The organism is Streptomyces sp. NPDC001714, from assembly GCF_042892755.1.
Lineage (GTDB): Bacteria > Actinomycetota > Actinomycetes > Streptomycetales > Streptomycetaceae > Streptomyces.
Genome location: NZ_JBIAUL010000018.1, coordinates 36145 through 52023, shown reverse-complemented (window position 1 = coordinate 52023; position 15879 = coordinate 36145). Strand labels below are relative to the sequence as shown.

Annotated in this window: 12 protein-coding genes; 5 read left to right on the top strand and 7 right to left on the bottom strand. The window is 72.4% G+C overall.

Annotated elements, in window-relative coordinates; all coding sequences use genetic code 11:
* Positions 1-53 precede the first annotated feature (53 nt).
* Both ACFY0P_RS38055 and ACFY0P_RS38050 read right to left on the bottom strand, forming a co-directional pair.
* Positions 54-2534: a beta-glucosidase gene (locus ACFY0P_RS38055; RefSeq protein ID WP_388924064.1), complete on the bottom strand. Its 2481-nt coding sequence runs from the start codon at positions 2532-2534 to the stop codon at positions 54-56.
* 332 nt (positions 2535-2866) lie between these two features.
* On the bottom strand, positions 2867-3472 hold the full coding sequence (locus ACFY0P_RS38050) for a CGNR zinc finger domain-containing protein (protein ID WP_388924061.1): 606 nt from the start codon (positions 3470-3472) through the stop codon (positions 2867-2869).
* A 329-nt stretch (positions 3473-3801) separates the two neighbouring features.
* Here ACFY0P_RS38050 and ACFY0P_RS38045 point away from each other — a divergent pair, with 329 nt between their 5' ends.
* Positions 3802-4860: a hypothetical protein gene (locus ACFY0P_RS38045; protein ID WP_388924058.1), complete on the top strand. Its 1059-nt coding sequence runs from the start codon at positions 3802-3804 to the stop codon at positions 4858-4860.
* 240 nt (positions 4861-5100) lie between these two features.
* Here the strand turns inward: ACFY0P_RS38045 and ACFY0P_RS38040 are convergent, their stop codons facing one another.
* Together ACFY0P_RS38040 and ACFY0P_RS38035 are read right to left on the bottom strand one after the other, a co-directional pair.
* Positions 5101-5760, bottom strand: a complete 660-nt coding sequence (locus ACFY0P_RS38040; RefSeq protein ID WP_388924055.1) for a DUF1707 domain-containing protein — start codon at positions 5758-5760, stop codon at positions 5101-5103.
* Positions 5761-6218: 458 nt separating this feature from the next.
* Positions 6219-8096, bottom strand: coding sequence for a ricin-type beta-trefoil lectin domain protein (locus tag ACFY0P_RS38035; protein WP_388924052.1), 1878 nt, complete (start codon positions 8094-8096; stop codon positions 6219-6221).
* A 412-nt stretch (positions 8097-8508) separates the two neighbouring features.
* On the opposite strand from ACFY0P_RS38035, the gene galU reads away from it, so the two are divergent.
* Positions 8509-9459: a UTP--glucose-1-phosphate uridylyltransferase GalU gene (gene galU / locus ACFY0P_RS38030; protein ID WP_388924049.1), complete on the top strand. Its 951-nt coding sequence runs from the start codon at positions 8509-8511 to the stop codon at positions 9457-9459.
* Positions 9460-9563: 104 nt separating this feature from the next.
* On the opposite strand, the gene ACFY0P_RS38025 is transcribed toward galU, so the two are convergent.
* Positions 9564-10001: a DUF4442 domain-containing protein gene (locus ACFY0P_RS38025; protein WP_089105668.1), complete on the bottom strand. Its 438-nt coding sequence runs from the start codon at positions 9999-10001 to the stop codon at positions 9564-9566.
* Between the two features lie 176 nt (positions 10002-10177).
* On the opposite strand from ACFY0P_RS38025, the gene ACFY0P_RS38020 reads away from it, so the two are divergent.
* On the top strand, positions 10178-11194 hold the full coding sequence (locus tag ACFY0P_RS38020) for a hypothetical protein (protein WP_388924046.1): 1017 nt from the start codon (positions 10178-10180) through the stop codon (positions 11192-11194).
* 84 nt (positions 11195-11278) lie between these two features.
* A complete protein-coding gene (locus ACFY0P_RS38015; protein WP_388924042.1) occupies positions 11279-12607 on the top strand; it encodes an MFS transporter in 1329 nt (442 codons plus the stop codon).
* Here ACFY0P_RS38015 and ACFY0P_RS38010 read toward each other — a convergent pair.
* A complete protein-coding gene (locus ACFY0P_RS38010; RefSeq protein WP_388924039.1) occupies positions 12569-13414 on the bottom strand; it encodes a spermidine synthase in 846 nt (281 codons plus the stop codon). The genes ACFY0P_RS38015 and ACFY0P_RS38010 overlap by 39 nt on opposite strands.
* Positions 13415-13627: 213 nt before the next feature.
* On the bottom strand, positions 13628-14797 hold the full coding sequence (tuf, locus tag ACFY0P_RS38005) for an elongation factor Tu (RefSeq protein WP_351961252.1): 1170 nt from the start codon (positions 14795-14797) through the stop codon (positions 13628-13630).
* A gap of 312 nt (positions 14798-15109) precedes the next feature.
* Here tuf and ACFY0P_RS38000 point away from each other — a divergent pair, with 312 nt between their 5' ends.
* Positions 15110-15874, top strand: coding sequence for a TVP38/TMEM64 family protein (locus ACFY0P_RS38000; RefSeq protein WP_388924036.1), 765 nt, complete (start codon positions 15110-15112; stop codon positions 15872-15874).
* Positions 15875-15879: the final 5 nt, after the last annotated feature.

Genomic DNA, 15879 nt, shown 5'->3' with positions numbered 1-15879 from the left:
TTGAAGTAAACGGCCGGAAAGCCCTTGCTCGCCGGCCGTTCATTGACAGGAATTCAGCGGTGGCCGCCGCCTACCCGCGCGCCGGTGCGCAGCCTGAGGTCGCCCGCCGAGGCGCCGACCCAGACCGTCCGCCGCCCGGTGCCGAGCGTCCAGCGATGGTGCCGCGCGTCCCAGGACGACAGGGTGCGCGCGGAGACCCGCACGGTCACCCGTCGCCGCTCCCCGGACCGCAGCTCCAGTCGCCGGTAGCCGCCCAACACCCGTACCGCCTGGTCGAGCCGGAGATCCGGCGAGGGCCCGACGTACACCTGCGGCACCGCGATCCCGGCGCGACGCCCGGTGTTGCGCACGGTGAACGCGACCTCCAGTCCGCCGCGTGTCCACCGCGCCTCCGGGTCGGAGTACGCGAAGGAGGTGTACGACAGCCCGTGCCCGAAGGGGAACAGGGGCCGCACGCCCTGCGCGTCGTACCAGCGGTAGCCGGCGTGGATGCCCTCCGAGTACTCCTCCACCCCGTCGACGCCGGGGTAGCGGCGTGGGTCGCCGGCGACGGGGTGGTGGTCGTCGTCGGCCGGGAAGGACTGGGTGAGACGTCCGCCCGGGTCGCTGTCGCCGAAGAGGACCGCGGCGGTGGCGGCCGCGCCCTCCTGACCGGGGTAGTACATCTGCAGCACGGCTCCGGTCCCCGCCAGCCACGGCATCGAGGTGCATGACGAGGTGTTGAGGACGACGGTGGTGCGCGGGTTGGCCGCCGTCACCGCGCGGATCAGCTGTTCCTGGTGGCCGGGCAGGGCGACGGTGGTGCGGTCGAGGCCCTCGGTGGCGTCCTCGTAGGCGAACAGCACGGCGTGCCGGGCGGCCCGGGCGGCGGCCACCGCCTCGGTGACGTCCTGGGCGCGGGTCGCGCCGGTGATGCGGCGCAGCCGGAACAGCAGACCGGAGTCGCCGCCGTCCGCGGAGATCTTCAACGTGTGGGCGCCGCGGGCGAGTCGGAGTGTCTTGCGGCGGACGCCCAGGCCGTCGGGGGCCGCGGCGACCAGGCCGCCGGAGAAGTACTCGCCGTATCCGGCCGCGAGCGGGAAGAGCTCCTCGCCGTCGAGCAGGACCTTGGGGCGGGCGGTGGCCGCGGAGGAGAAGTGGAGTACGAAGGTCCACTCGTCGTCCTCGGCGACGGTGAGCGTGCCGTCGTACGCCCACGGCTTTCCGGCGCCCACCTGCTGTCCCTCGCTGGTGAAGCCGGGGCTGAGGGCGTCGGCGGGCAGGGCCTTGCCGAACAGGTCCTCGCCGAGGGTGTAGGTGACCGGGCCGCGGATCCGGGCCTTGATGGCGTCGAGGGGACTGTCGGCGTGGTCGGGGACGACATGGGCGCTGCCGCCGCCGCTGACGAAGGGCAGCGAGCCGGTCGGTCCGATCACCGCGACGCTGCCGCCGTCCAGGGGCAGGGTGCCGTGCTCGTTGCGCAGCAGGGTGGCGCCGGCCCTGGCGACCTCCAGCGCCACGGCGGCGCCCGCCGCGGCATCACGACCCGGGCGGGGCGGGGCACTGCCGTCGAGGAGGCCGAAGCGGTCCATCACCGCGAGGATCCGCCGTACCGCCCGGTCGACGTACCGCTCGGGCACGCCGCCGTTCTGCACCGCCGACTTGAGGGCCGCCCCGAAGTACGTGCCGTCGGGCATCTCCATGTCGAGGCCGGCGGTGATCGCGGCGACGGTGCTGTGGGCGGCGAACCAGTCGGTCATCACCCAGCCCGCGAAGCCCCACTGGCCGCGGAGGATGTCGGTGAGCAGGGTCTTGTTCTCGCAGGCGAAGGTGGAGTTGACCCGGTTGTAGGAGCCCATGACCGCGCCGGTGCCGGCGTCCACCGCCGCCTCGAAGCCGCGCAGTTCGAGTTCGTGCATGGTCTGTTCGCCGGCGTGCACGTCGATCGTGTTGCGGTCCTGCTCCTGGTTGTTGAGGGCGAAGTGCTTGACGGTCGCGATCAGGCCCTCGCCCTGGATGCCGCGGATCTCGGCGGCGACCAGGTCGGAGGCGAGCAGCGGGTCCTCGCTGAACGTCTCGAAGTTGCGGCCCGCGTAGGGGGTGCGGATGAGGTTGACCATCGGGGAGAGCAGCACGTCCTGACCGAGGGCGCGGCCCTCGCGGCCGATCACCTGGCCGTAGCGGCGGGCCAGTTCGGGATCGAAGGCGGAGGCGAGCAGGACGGGGGCGGGCAGCGCGGTGGCGTGCTCGGTGATCCGGACGCCGGCCGGGCCGTCGGCGAGTCTGAGGGGCGGGATGTTCAGGCGAGGGACGCCGGGCAGGTAGCCGGCCTGGCCGAGCGAGCCGGGGTCGTCGGCCCCGTGCAGCAGGGAGATCTTCTCGTCGAGCGTGAGACGGGCGAGCAGCCTCTCGACGCGGGGACCCGCCCCGGCCTCGGGTCTGTCCGCCGCCGCGGCGGCCGTGAGCGGGATGAGTCCGCCGGTGGCCGCGGCGGCGACCGCGACGGCACCGGCCGTGAGGCGCAGGGCGGATCGTCGGGAGACGGTTTCGGGCATGAGCCGTCACTCCTTCGGTGTGCGGGCACGACGATGTGGACCGCGAAGACGCCGAAGGCGACTGCGGAGCGCGTTCGGCCTGTGAACGCATCAACCGCCACAGGACCTTGACGAGCCGTCAGTCGTACCACCGGCGCGTCGGAAACGTAGATCCGGTGGTGACTCGTGTCAACGATCTGAACAAGAAAAGGGCCCGACGCCGACAAGAACCGAAAACAGCGGGCTGATCCTCCGGGACCGGGGCGCTCGGCCGTCCGCCGGGACGAGACCGTGGCGCTCGGCCGTCCGCCGGGGCGGGCTGGGCCGAGGACGGTTCGTGGGGGCTGCGGCCGTCAGGCCCGGTCCGCGCCCGCCCGCTTGCGCGCACGGTAGTTGCGCAGGTTGGCCGCGTTGCCGCAGACGTGGACGTCGTGCCAGACGCCGCTGTTGTTGCGGGAGCGGTCGTAGAAGGCGGTCTGGCAGCGGGTGTTGCGGCAGGACTTCAGGCGGCGCAGCGTGTCGGTGCACTGCGCCTGGTAGACCTCCGTCAGGGCGAGTGAGGCCACCTGCCGCCAGCCCGTGCCGCGGGGCTCGGCGTGCACGACACCGTGCTCGTCCAGCCGCAGGGCCGTGGGCAGGGTCAGCACCGAAGCCCCCGGGCGGGGCTCCGCCGCCGGGTCGCCGTGCCGGGCGTGGAGGCTCTGAACCAGGTCATGACGGAAGCCGCGGAGGCCCTCCACGTCCTCTGCCGTCAGTTCGATGCCCGGTGCGGGCCGGTGGGTGACGCCGCTCCAGCTCCGCAACGCCTGGTCGAGCCAGGCACGGGCGTCGTCGGCGGTCTGCAGCAGGTCGAGCTCGCGCGGCTTGCCGGCGGACAGCGTGTTCAGCAGGTCCTGCACGAAGGCGAGCCCGCCCGGTGCGGGCTCCAGGCCGTATCGGGCCGTGGCGGTCCAGGACATCGGCGAACCCCTCTCGATGAGCGGCGCCGGGCGGCAGATCCTCGGTCTCGACCGGGGATCGACGACGCTACGCGAACACTTCAGTAAATGACACAGCCAAATGATATATGCCCATGTCGTGAAAGTGACACTCATCCCGCCCCCCGGCAGTATCCACATGGCTGCGGCGGCGTCCACCACCAACGGCCGAGGTCAGCGTCACACCAGGGCGAAACAACCGACGGGCATACACTTCTGTCGTGTGGGCGTTATGTCCGACGGCAGATGTTCGACACCGCCACGCAAGTGCCGCCGCCGTCGATCCACCACCAGTCATGGAGAAACCCGGAGTGCATCCCCAGCCCCGCCCCCCGCATCACCGGCGCCGCCGTCCCGTCCGTGTGTGGCTGCAGCCGTTCCTGATCGGCCTGGTCATCGTCTCGGCATTCGTCAGCTGCTACGTCGGGCTCATGCGCGATCCCCAGCCCCACCGGATCCCCGTGGCGGTCACCGGCGCGAAGCTGGCGGACGAGGTCCAGCAGGCCCTCGGCGACTCGGTCGACGTCCGGCGCGCCCACTCCGCCGCCGAGGCACGCGACGCGCTGCGCCACCGCGACGTCGTGGCCGTACTCGGCAGCGGCCCGCACGCCCCTCACGCCCCTCACGCCCCTCACGCCCCTCACGCCAAAAGCCTCGAACTCGACGTCGCCAGCGCGAACGGCCTGTCGACGACGACCGCGGTCACCAAGCTCGCCACGGCGTACGCCCACGGCGCCGACCGGCACCTCAGCGTCTCCGACATCGTGCCGCTCGACCGGTACGACGCCCGCGGCCTGGCCGGGTTCTACGTCTCCTTCGGAGTGACCCTCTCGGGCTTCGCCCTCGCACAGAACGTCGTGGGGCTCAGCGGCCTGCTCCGGCTGCGGCACCGCTTCACCCTGATGGCCGCGTTCGCCGCGGCGTCCGGCCTTGTCGCGGCCGCCCTCGCCGGCCCCGTCCTCGGAGCCGTCCCCGCACCGTATCTCCCCCTCGCCTTCGTCCTGGCCCTGCTGGCCGCCGCCGCGGCCTTCGCCACGAAGATGCTGGCCACCTACATCGGCCCCCTCGGCATCCCGCTCGCCACCCTGTTGCTGCTGACCGTCGGCAACTCCACCAGCGGCGCGACCATCGGCACCAACCTGATGCCCGGCGCAGCGCGGCCCCTGTCGGAGCTGCTGCCCCCCGGTGCCGCGGTGCGCGCCATCGCCGACCTCAGCTACTTCCGGGGCTCCCACGTCCTCGGCCCGCTGGCGACACTCGTCCTGTGGGCCGCGGGTTCCGCAGTCCTGCTGGCCTTCCGCACCACCGAGCAGAGCCCGGCCGCCTCCCCCGCCGCACTCGACGATCCCGTCCGAGGCGCGAGCTCGTAGCGGACCGCGACTCCGAACGTCGTGGCGGACGGCGACACTGATCTACTTCCGGGCAACGGTCCGCTCAGCGAAGAACCGAGTTCGACGAACTGGAACGCCGCGGAATCGATCCGTGGGAGGACGAGATCCCTGCGAGTTCCGCGACGACCGCCGGCCGACCCGGGCAGGCCGGGGCCAGCCGGGAAGGGGCGGATCGCCCGCTCCGCGGTGCGTGAACGGCTGCGGTTCACGACGATGGGGTCAAGCACCCTCGGGACGGGCCGTGGGCCTGCGCAGCAGCCACTGCGCGAAGGTCCGTCGCGCGGGCCGCACCACCACGCGGCCGTGGGCCTTCTGGCCGACCAGTTCCACGCGCAGAGTGGGCGGCGTTGCCGGACTCGCCGGCGCCTGACGGTACTTGACCTTGGTGTGCACCAGGTGCAGACCGTCGGTATCGACCACGATGCCCGGCCTCGTGATCAGCGTCAGCGCCTTCCCCGTCATGGCGACGTCGATCCGCAGGGTGTCGTGCGTGATCACCGCGTCCGTGAAGTCGAGCGTCACCTCGCAGTACGTCACCGCGAGCTCCAGCCTGCGCGGTACCACCCAGCGCCCCACGCGCTCGACCGCCCCGCTGTGGACCTGCTCGATCCGGACCACGTCCTTGACTTCCGCCCCAACCGCCCCCACCGCGGTCGAGATGGGCGGCAAGTCGGAGGTGAGCGTGGCCAGTTCGCCCAGAGTCCGTGCCGACAGGGCGGCTTCCAGGCGCTCGTCCAACTCGTCCGCGGTCAGCAGGCCGTCCCCTGCCGCGATACGCAGCACGTCCACCACCCGGTCCCGGTCGGCGTGCGAGGCCCGCAGCGCGGGCGGCGAGCCGGGACCGGAGCCCTTCCCGGTCGGCGACAACTCTCCCGGCATGGTTCCCGTCCTGGTCCTGTCGAACGTGTCCGCGCGACGCGGGCAGCGGCGCGAGTAGCAGACTGACGCTGTACCGCGACACCGATCCCGCCCTGGACCCGCCGCGAGGGAGGGTCGGTCAGTCGGCGATGTCACGGTGACGCAGGGGTGCGGCATCCATCATGCCGAGGCCCGGCAAGTGCAACAACCGCTTCCCAGCGGCTGGTTGCTGCGGCGGCCGCCCCCGAGCCCGGCCCCGAGGGGACCACGAGAGGACGGTTTCGAGCTGCCGGGTGGGGTCGTCGTCCCGCTCTCGTCGTCCCGCTCTCGCCTTCCTCGCTCATGACACTCCAGGGCACGTGCCCTGGACCTGCGGCTCACCTCCAGGCCACGGTGCCGGATGGTTCCGCCGGCCTACGGCCAGGTCGCCACCGACCGCCGACGCTTCGCCACGCCCGACCGACCGATCCCACCCGGCGTCAGCCGAGCAGCACGCCCACCCCGCTCGCGACGTCCGGAACGGAGTCCAGCGTGTCCGTCACGGTGGCCGGTACGGAGTCCAATGTGTCCGTCACGGTGGCCGGTACGGAGTCCAGGACATCACCGACCGCGCCGACGACCGGTCCCGAGTCCGTGCCCACGGGCTCTCGGGGCGCGGCCGGTGTGACGGCGACGGGACCTCGGCGCGCCCCGGCCTGCGCGACCCGCGTGCCGTACGGCTCCCGCGGCTCGCCGGACCGCTCCCGCGGAACGGGCGGAGGCGCGGGGATCCCCGTCGGCTCGCCCTTCCCCGGCGCGGCCGGCTCGGAGGGCGTGGTCACCGGCGTCACCGCACCGCCGTTCCCTGACTCCAGTTCCCACCGCTGCCGCACCGACCCGTTCCGCCCGGCCACGACCACACGCGTGCCGTCCGCGGCCAGCGCGAGGTCCTTGTCCCAGCGGAGCAGGAGCTCGCCGCGCACCGTCAGGTCGTACGACACCTCCCCCGCGTGCACCAGGCAGCCGGCGACCAGGACACTGCGCGCACCGGGGTCGGCGGCGAGGCAGAGGGTGGGGTCGAGCGCGCTGCGCACCATGCCGTCCTCCTGGTACGACCACTGCTGGGACCCGGCGTCCGAACACCGGCCGAGCCGCAGTTCCGCCCCGGTCCGCACCCGGCCCCCGCGCACGTCGACGCAGCGCCCGGAGTCGGGGCTGCGCAGTCTGCCGTGGGCGATCTCGACGGGCTCGCCCACGGAGGCCGGTGACGGGGAACCCGTTGCGGGCGGGAGCGTGGCGGGGCCGGACCGGGTGGCGTCGCCGCTGGGGGCTCCCCAGGTGGTGGTGCCGGTGCGGGGCAGACCGTTGTCCTCGGACCAGCTCCTGGCCACGAGCACCGTGGCGAGGAGGGCGAGGGAGACCAGGCCGGCGCCGGCCAGTACGGCCTTGCGCCGTCCGCTCCCGGTCGCGATGCGGTGGCGTCCGCCGGGCACCGCCGCGGGGCCCGCGGGTGCGTCTCCGGCCGGCCATGCCTCGACGACCGCGCCGTGTCCGGGCCGCGAGTCGAGATAGCGGCGGGCGCCCCAGCCGAGCACGGTCTCGGCGAGCAGCACCTCCAGGCCGCCGTCGAAATGGCTGAGTTGTTCGGCGGCGTGCCGGCAGTACCGGCACTCGGTCAGATGCCGCTGCACATCGGGGAGCAGACCGCCGCCCCGGCGCATGGGGACGTCGAGGAGCCGGTTGTAGAAGCGGCATTCCTTCGAGGGCGCGAGTTCCCGGTGGGCGCGCACCAATCCGGTCCTGAATTGTTCGCGTGCCTGGTCGAGGGCGGCGGTCGCGGTAGCGGTGTCGACACCCAGCAGACCAGCGGGTATGTTTATGGGTTCGGCCTCGACCTCGGTGTGCCAGAGGAGGCATTGCGAGGCTCCCGGAAGGGCCTGGAAAGCACGTTCGGCGAGTTGCCGCCTTTCGGGGGTGCCGGGTCTTGCGGCGCTGAGTCCGCGACCGCCGGTGGTCTTGCGCAGTTCCGGTGCGACCACCGAAATGGCTTCGTCGGCGGCCCACGCGCGGACGGTCTCCCGAACCGCCACGAGCAGCTGGGGACGCAGAGCGCCGCCCACCGCGCCGCCGGCCAGCCGGCCGAGGACCCGCTCGAAGGCGGCGCTGGCGACGAGCTGGGCGGTGGGCGTGACGGAGGCGAGGCAGACCACGGCGTAGTCGCAGGTGGCGCGCCAGTGCCGGGCCAGCAGCAGGGCGACGGCATGATGTCTGGCCGCAGGCGGACCGGTGAGCTGGGCGATGAGATTGCGGTCGGACTCCCCCGGGGTCGAACCGGGGCGAGGCGGGTAGGGCGGGCGTGGGGGGTAGGGGGATTGCACTGAACCATTTCCTTCCGGGCCGCAGGACGGCACGCGAAATGGCGCCCTGACGGAATGCAGTGCTGATTGGTGCGTACCTTTTGGGGTCCATAACGGCCGGCCTGTCGGCCGTACCGATCTGTGGGCCCTCCCGCGGGGTGGCTCACCTTTGCACACAGGCCTCACAGGAAACAAGAAGTTGAGGTGACTCAAGTTCAAAGAGGCGGGAATTCAGATAAGTTACCGGCGGTATCGGCAGTCGGCCCGGATTCAGCGGTCGCACAGGTTCAACTTGTGTCCGCCGCGGACCCGATGGCACACGAAATCTTCAACTCCGGACGGTCGCGGTCCCCATGGCGGAACGCCGAGTTCCACAGCCGCCTCCCACGGTTCTCCCGGCCCCCTCTCATCCCGGTGGGCCAGCATGTGCCGCATGATCGCCCCCCACTCCTCCCCCGTCCCCCCGTCCCCCCGGCCGGTCCGCAAGGCAGTCGTCCCGGCCGCCGGGCTCGGTACCCGGTTCCTGCCCGCCACCAAGGCGACACCGAAGGAGATGCTGCCGGTCGTCGACAAGCCGGCCATCCAGTACGTCGTGGAGGAGGCCGCCAAGGCCGGGCTCGACGACATCCTCATGGTCACCGGCCGGCACAAGCGGGCCATCGAGGACCACTTCGACAACGCCTTCGAGCTGGAGCAGGCACTGGCCGCCAAGGGCGACACCGTGCGCCTGGACGCCGTACGCGATCCCGCACGGCTCGCCGACATCCACCACATCCGCCAGGGCGACCCCCTCGGCCTCGGCCACGCGGTGCTGTGCGCCAAGCACCACGTGGGCGACCAGCCCTTCGCGGTGCTCCTGGGCGACGACCTGATCGACGCCCGGGAGACCCTGCTCAGCCAGATGCTGGACGTCCGTGACCGCTACCGGGGCAGTGTCGTCGCGCTGATGGAGGTCGACCCGTCACAGGTCCACCTCTACGGCTGTGCCGCCGTCGAGCCGACCGGCGAGGACGGCGTGGTGAGGGTGACCGGCCTGGTGGAGAAGCCGTCCCCGGACAAGGCCCCCAGCAACTACGCGGTCATCGGGCGCTACGTCCTCGACCCGGAGGTGTTCGACGTCCTGGAACAGACCGCGCCCGGCCGCGGCGGCGAGATCCAACTGACGGACGCGCTGCAGGACCTGGCCGCGGCAGGCACGGTCCACGGGGTGGTCTTCGACGGACTGCGCTACGACACCGGCGACAAGGCCGACTACCTGCGCACGGTGGTCCGGCTCGCCTGCGAACGCCCGGATCTGGGGCCGGAGTTCACGGCGTGGCTCAGGGAGTTCGTGACGGCCCTGGAGGAAACGGCGGCCGGGCGCGAGGAGAGCCGCGCCGCCTGAGCGGCCCCCGGCACAGGACGGGGTGCGGGCCCAGCGGCCCGCACCCCGTCCGACGTGTGACGCCGACGTCCGACACCGGTGGATGACGGTGTCGGGCCGGTCGGTCAGCCGTTGGGGCGCAGCGTCCAGACGACCGTCATCTCACCGGTGACCGCGCCGTCCTCGCGCGTGATGGCGACGGCGACCGGGAACTCGGGGCGCTTGCCCTCGTCGAGTTCGGCGACGACGTCGGCGATCGGGCGCCCCAGGGTCGCGGTGGCCTTGACCGGGCCGAGGGCGACCTTCTTGTAGGCGATCTCGGCGCTGACGGCGAGCGGCACGGCCCGGGAGAGCTGGTCGCCGAAGGCGGCGAGCACGATCGCGCCGCTCGCGGACTCGGCGAGGGTGAACATCGCACCCGCGTGCGGGCCGCCGATGTGGTTGTGGAAGTCGCCCTGGTCCGGCAGGGACAGGACGGCCCGCTCCGGAGTGGTCTCCAGGTACTCCAGGTTGAGGGTCCGCACCATCGGGACCGTGGCGGCGAGCATCTCGCCGATCGACATCTGGTCAGTGCTCATGACGGACATGTTACTCGCGAGTAGCCGAACCTGACCAGGGCGCTGCGGTGATCCTTGCCACCGGGTGGCCCCGCGGGACCCCCGCGGGCGGCGGAACAGCCGCCGCCGATCAGGACCGGCCCCGTCACCTCGTACCCCGGCCGGCACTAGGGTTACGAGCCATGTGGCCAGAACAGCAGCCGCCAGGGGGCGAGCAGTACCCGCAGCACAACCCGTATCAGCAACCGGGTTACCAGCAGCCGAATCCGTATCAGCAGCCCGGCTACCAGCAGTATCCGCAGCAGGGCGGGTACGGGCAGCAGCCGCAGTGGGGCCCGCCCGGGCCCGCCGGCGCACCGCAGGCACCGCAGGGCGGGGGTGGTGGCGGCGATCGCACGAAGCTGGTCGCGATCATCGCGGCGACGGCTGTCGTGGTGGCGGCCGGGGTGACCGGGTTCCTGGTCCTCGGCGGCAAGCAGGACGACAAGGCGGACACCGGCAAGAACCAGCAGGTGAGCCACTCGCCCACCGTCACCACCTCCACCTCCGCCGCTGCCTCCGCGTCCACGGACGACAACCCGCGCGGTGACGACGAGACCGAGAAGCCGACGATCGCGGGCTGGAAGACCGTCGTGAACCCCAAGTGGGGCACGGCCTTCGACGTGCCGGCCGACTGGGAGGTCCTCACCTCGGGGACGTCCGTCGGCTTCGAGGACAAGGACGGCAAGCCGATCATCACGATGTCGGCGCCCGCCCAGTACAAGTCGAAGTGGTGCACGAGCGACGACGACAAGGACGGCAGGACCGAGGACACGGCCCTGGCGGCGGTGGGCACCAAGGGCGAGAGCGGCGCGAAGACCCCGGGCGACGCGGCCGTCCGGGAGGTCCCCTGGTGGGTGTACGGCGGCTACACGTACCCGGACAAGAAGACCATCACCTACGACAAGAAGGCCACCGCTTACACCACCGCGTCCGGCCTCAAGGGCGCCTACGCCTGGGCGCGTTCGACGAAGAGCCCGCAGAAGGGCAAGTGCGCGAGCGACGGCAAGGCGATCACCTTCGGCTTCGAGAACTCGGCCGGCGACCTGGTGTCGTGGGACTTCTACGGCGCCGAGGGAGTGAACGGCGAGGTCCCGACGGCGACGATCATGAAGATCCTCAGCACGGTCCGGCTGCACGGCACCCCGACCGGGGGCTGACCGCGGCCAGGGACCGGATGCCCGGGCATCGGGTGCCCGGGAATCCGGTTGGCAGGGCGGGCTCCCGGCGGGGATAGTCGGGCGGTGACCTCCGCCTCCGACTCCCCCGGCCCCTCCGACACCCCCGGCGCCGCCGCCCGCCTGCGCAGACCCGCCTGGGCGGGCCGCAACTACAGCCTGCTGACCGCGGCGACGATCGTGACGAGCCTGGGCGCCAACGGCTCCCTGATCGCCGCCGCGTTCGCGGTGCTGGACGCGGGCGGCGACGCCGGGGACGTCGGTCTGGTGGCAGCCGCCCGCACCTTCCCGCTGGTGCTGTTCCTGCTCGTCGGCGGCGCGGTCGCGGATCGTTTCCCCCGCCACCGCGTGATGGTCGCGGCCAACACCCTCAACTTCCTCTCCCAGGGCGCCTTCGCCGTCCTCGTACTCACCGGCGACCCCCGCCTGTGGCAGATGATGCTGCTCACCGCGCTGGGCGGCACCGGTCAGGCGTTCTTCAGCCCGGCGGCGGAGGGCATGCTGCTGTCCTCGGTGAGCGGCGAACAGGCGGGCCGTGCGTTCGCCGTGTTCCGGATGGCGATGCAGAGCGCCGCCCTCGGGGGCGCGGCTCTCGGCGGCGCGCTGGTGGCGGCGGTGGGGCCCGGCTGGGTGCTGGCGGTGGACGCGGCGGCGTTCGCGGTCGCCGGTACGCTGCGTTCGTTCCTCGACGTCAGCCATATCCCGCCGCGCGTCCCGGGCGGCGGGATGCTGGCCGATCTGCGGGAGGGCTGGCGGGAGTTCACGAGCCGTCCCTGGCTGTGGGGGATCGTCGTGCAGTTCTCGATCGCGAACGCTGTGGTGGGCGCCGCCGACTCGGTCTACGGCCCGCTGGTCGCCCGTGACAGCCTGGGCGGAGCCGGCCCCTGGGGCCTGGCACTGGCCGCGTTCGGCGCGGGTACGGTGGCCGGCGCCCTGATGATGACCCGCTGGAAACCCCGGCGGCTCCTCTTCGTCGGCACCCTCTGCATCTTCCCGCTCGCGCTCCCCTCCGCGGCCCTCGCGGTGCCCGCCCCCGTGGGGGTCCTCTGCGCGGTGATGTTCGTGGCGGGCACGACGGTCGAGGTCTTCGGCGTCTCCTGGATGACCGCGCTGCACCAGGAGATCCCCGAGGAGAAGCTCTCCCGGGTCTCGGCGTACGACTGGTTCGGCTCCGTCTCCCTGCTGCCCCTGGCGATGGCGCTGGCGGGCCCCGCCGAGCAGGCCTTCGGCCGGAGCGCGGCCCTGTGGGGCTGCGCCGGCCTGGTCGTCGCCGTGACGGCCGCGGTGCTCCTCGTCCCTGACGTGCGCAACCTCACCCGCCGTACGATCCCGGTCGCCACCCAGCCGTCGGCCCCCTCACCCGATCCCGAACGCTCCCCCGGGGGGCTCGGGTGACGGCACGGCGTCCGCGTCCCCGACCGGCCGGGCCGCACCGACGAACTCGCGCAGCGCGGGCCCGTGTTCGACCCGCGCCGGGAAGGCGTCGGCGGCCGTACGACGGGCCAGCGCGCCGGCGTCGATCGGCCGGTGCGAGGCGATGAGCACCGCGTTCCCGAACCGCCGCCCACGCAGCACCCCCGGCTCGGCGATGAGCGCCAGCTCCTCGAAGACGGCGGCGAACGTGGCGAGTTGAGAACGCAGGAAGCCGAAGGGCGCCGAGTCCGCGAGGTTGGCCAGGTAGACCCCGTCGCCCCTGAGCACCCGCTCGGCCTCCCGCGCGTAGCCCAGCGAGGTCAGATGCGCGGGGATCCGGGACCCGCCGAAGACATCGGCGACGATCACGTCGGCCGAGTCCCCGGGCGCCGCTTCCAGCCAGCCCCGCGCATCGGCGGCGTGCAGGACGATGCCGGTGCCGTCCGCCAGCGGCAGATGCTCGGTGACCAGCTCCAGCAGCTCCCGGTCGGCGTCCACGACATCCTGCCGGGACCCGGGCCGGGTCGCCGCCACATACCGGGGAAGCGTGCAGGCACCGCCACCGAGATGCAGCACGTCCAGAGGCACGCCGGCCTCCGCCACGGCGTCCAGCACATACCCGAGCCGCCGGGCGTACTCGAACTCGAGATGCGTCGGCTCGTCGAGATCCACATACGACTGCGGCGCCCCGTCGACGGTAAGCAACCAGGCCCGTTCCCGATCGACATCGGGCATCAGCTTGGCGGTCCCGCGCTCGGTGACCCGGACGACGGGTATGGATTCGTTCACTTCTCCATTGTGCGACGCCGATGCCTGCCCAGGGGCGCGGGCGCCGCCGGCGACACCCACGCCCGCTCTCACGCCAACGGTGACACCCGCGCCCCGAAAGGGCCGCTGGGGGTACCCCCGGCCGAAGGCTGGGGGAGGAACTGCGCGACCGGCCCCACCGGCCCGCAGTCCCCCACACACCGCAACCTCACTCCACGGAGGTCACGGCCCCCCTCACTCCACGGAGGTCACGGTCCCCGCCCCCACGGTCCGGCCGCCCTCACGGATGGCGAACCCCAGCCCCGCCTCCAGCGGAACGTCCCGCCCCAGCTCCACGGTCATCTCCACCGTGTCCCCGGGCCGGGCGACCGCCGTCTCGCCGAGGTCGACGTCCCCGACCACATCCGCCGTACGGATGTAGAACTGCGGCCGGTACCCCGTCGAGACCGGAGTCGTACGACCCCCTTCGCGCCCCGACAGGACGTACACCCGCGCCGAGAACCGCCGGGCCGGCACCACACTCCCCGGCGCCGCCACCACGTGCCCCCGCCGCACCGCGTCCCGGGGCACGCCCCGCAGCAGCAGCGCCACGTTGTCCCCGGCCTGCGCCTCGTCCATCGGCTTCCCGAAGGTCTCCAGGCCGGTGACCACCGTCTCGACGTCCGCGCCGAGCACCTCGACCCGGTCCCCGACCCGCACGGTCCCCCTCTCGACCGCACCGGTCACGACGGTCCCGCGCCCGGTGATCGTGAGCACGTTCTCCACCGGCAGCAGGAACGGCGCGTCCAGATACCGCTCCGGCATCGGCACGTACGTGTCCACCGCGTCGAGGAGCGCCTCGATCGACGCCGTCCAACGCGGGTCGCCTTCCAGCGCCTTGAGCCCGGAGACCCGTACCACGGGCACGGAGTCACCGCCGTAGCCGTGCGCGCTGAGCAGCTCGCGGACCTCCAGCTCGACGAGTTCGACCAGCTCCTCGTCGGCCGAGTCCGCCTTGTTCAGCGCGACCACCACGTGGTCGACGCCCACCTGCCGGGCGAGCAGCACGTGTTCGGCGGTCTGCGGCATGATCCCGTCGAGCGCGGAGACCACGAGGATCGCGCCGTCCAGCTGCGCGGCCCCGGTGACCATGTTCTTGACGTAGTCGGCGTGGCCCGGCATGTCCACATGGGCGTAATGCCGGGTGTCGGTCTCGTACTCGACGTGCGCGATGTTGATGGTGATGCCGCGGGCGGCCTCCTCGGGGGCCCGGTCGATGCGGTCGAACGGCACGAACGTGCCGGTGCCGCGCTCGGCGAGGACCTTGGTGATGGCGGCGGTCAGGGTGGTCTTGCCGTGGTCGACGTGGCCCATCGTGCCGATGTTGAGGTGCGGTTTGGTGCGGACGTATGCCGTCTTGGGCATGGCTGTACCTCGAAGCTTGTCCGTAGAAGAGCGGGGACCCCGGGCAGCTGGCCGACCCTCCCCCTGCGGGGTCCGCCGGACTTTCCGGGGAGGGTCAGCTTCGGGCGCCGTCGACAGCGGCCGCGAGAACGGGAACGGCAGCCTTCGGCGCATCCGCGACTGCGGATGCTGCGACGAGGAAGGCGAACCGGAACATGACACAGATCATGTCCGACGCGTCGCCCCACGTCGAACGGTTTTCCACGGCCCCGATTCACTCAAGGGACGGGAACCATACGGCGATCACACATCCGCTTCGGTTAGTGTCGCCGAATGCTCGATGCCAACCGCTCTGGCACCGCCACGGCCTCTCCCCGGGTCGCCGCCAAGGAGCTGACGATCACCGCGCCCGCTCCGATCGGCTTCGGCGCACGCTGCACACGCGTGCTGCTGTCGCCGTGGTCCCGGCTGTCCCTGCTCGTCGCCCTGCTGGCGGCAGCCGGCGCGTCGGTGCTGCTCTTCGAGCCCCAGAAGCTGATGACACAGGGCTGGCCGCCCCACGTGGCGGGCACCACCGCGGTGGTGGTCTTCGCCGTGGCGTACGGCCTGATCACGGTGGCGTTCGTGCCCCGGCCGATCCTGAACCTCGCGGCCGGCGCGCTGTTCGGTTCGGCACTGGGCATGGGCGCGGCCATGGCCGGCACCGTGCTCGGGGCGTGGCTCTCCTTCGCGCTCGGCCGGATGCTCGGCCAGGAGGCCCTGCGCCCGCTGCTGCGCGGCCGGCTGCTGAAGGCGGCCGACAACCAGTTCAGCAAGCACGGCTTCCGCTCGATGCTGGCGGTACGCCTGTTCCCCGGCGTCCCGTTCTGGGCCGCGAACTACGCGGCCGCCGTCTCCCGCATGCGCTGCACCCCGTTCCTGGTGGCCACGGCCCTGGGCTCGATCCCGAACGTCGCCGCCTACGTCGTCGCAGGCGCCCGCGCCTCGACCCCGACGTCCCCGGTGTTCCTGATCTCGGTGGCGGCGATCGTCATCCCGGCGGTGGCCGGAGCAGTGGTGGCCTGGAGAAAACGCCACCACCTACGCCCCAAGCGCTAGCGCCC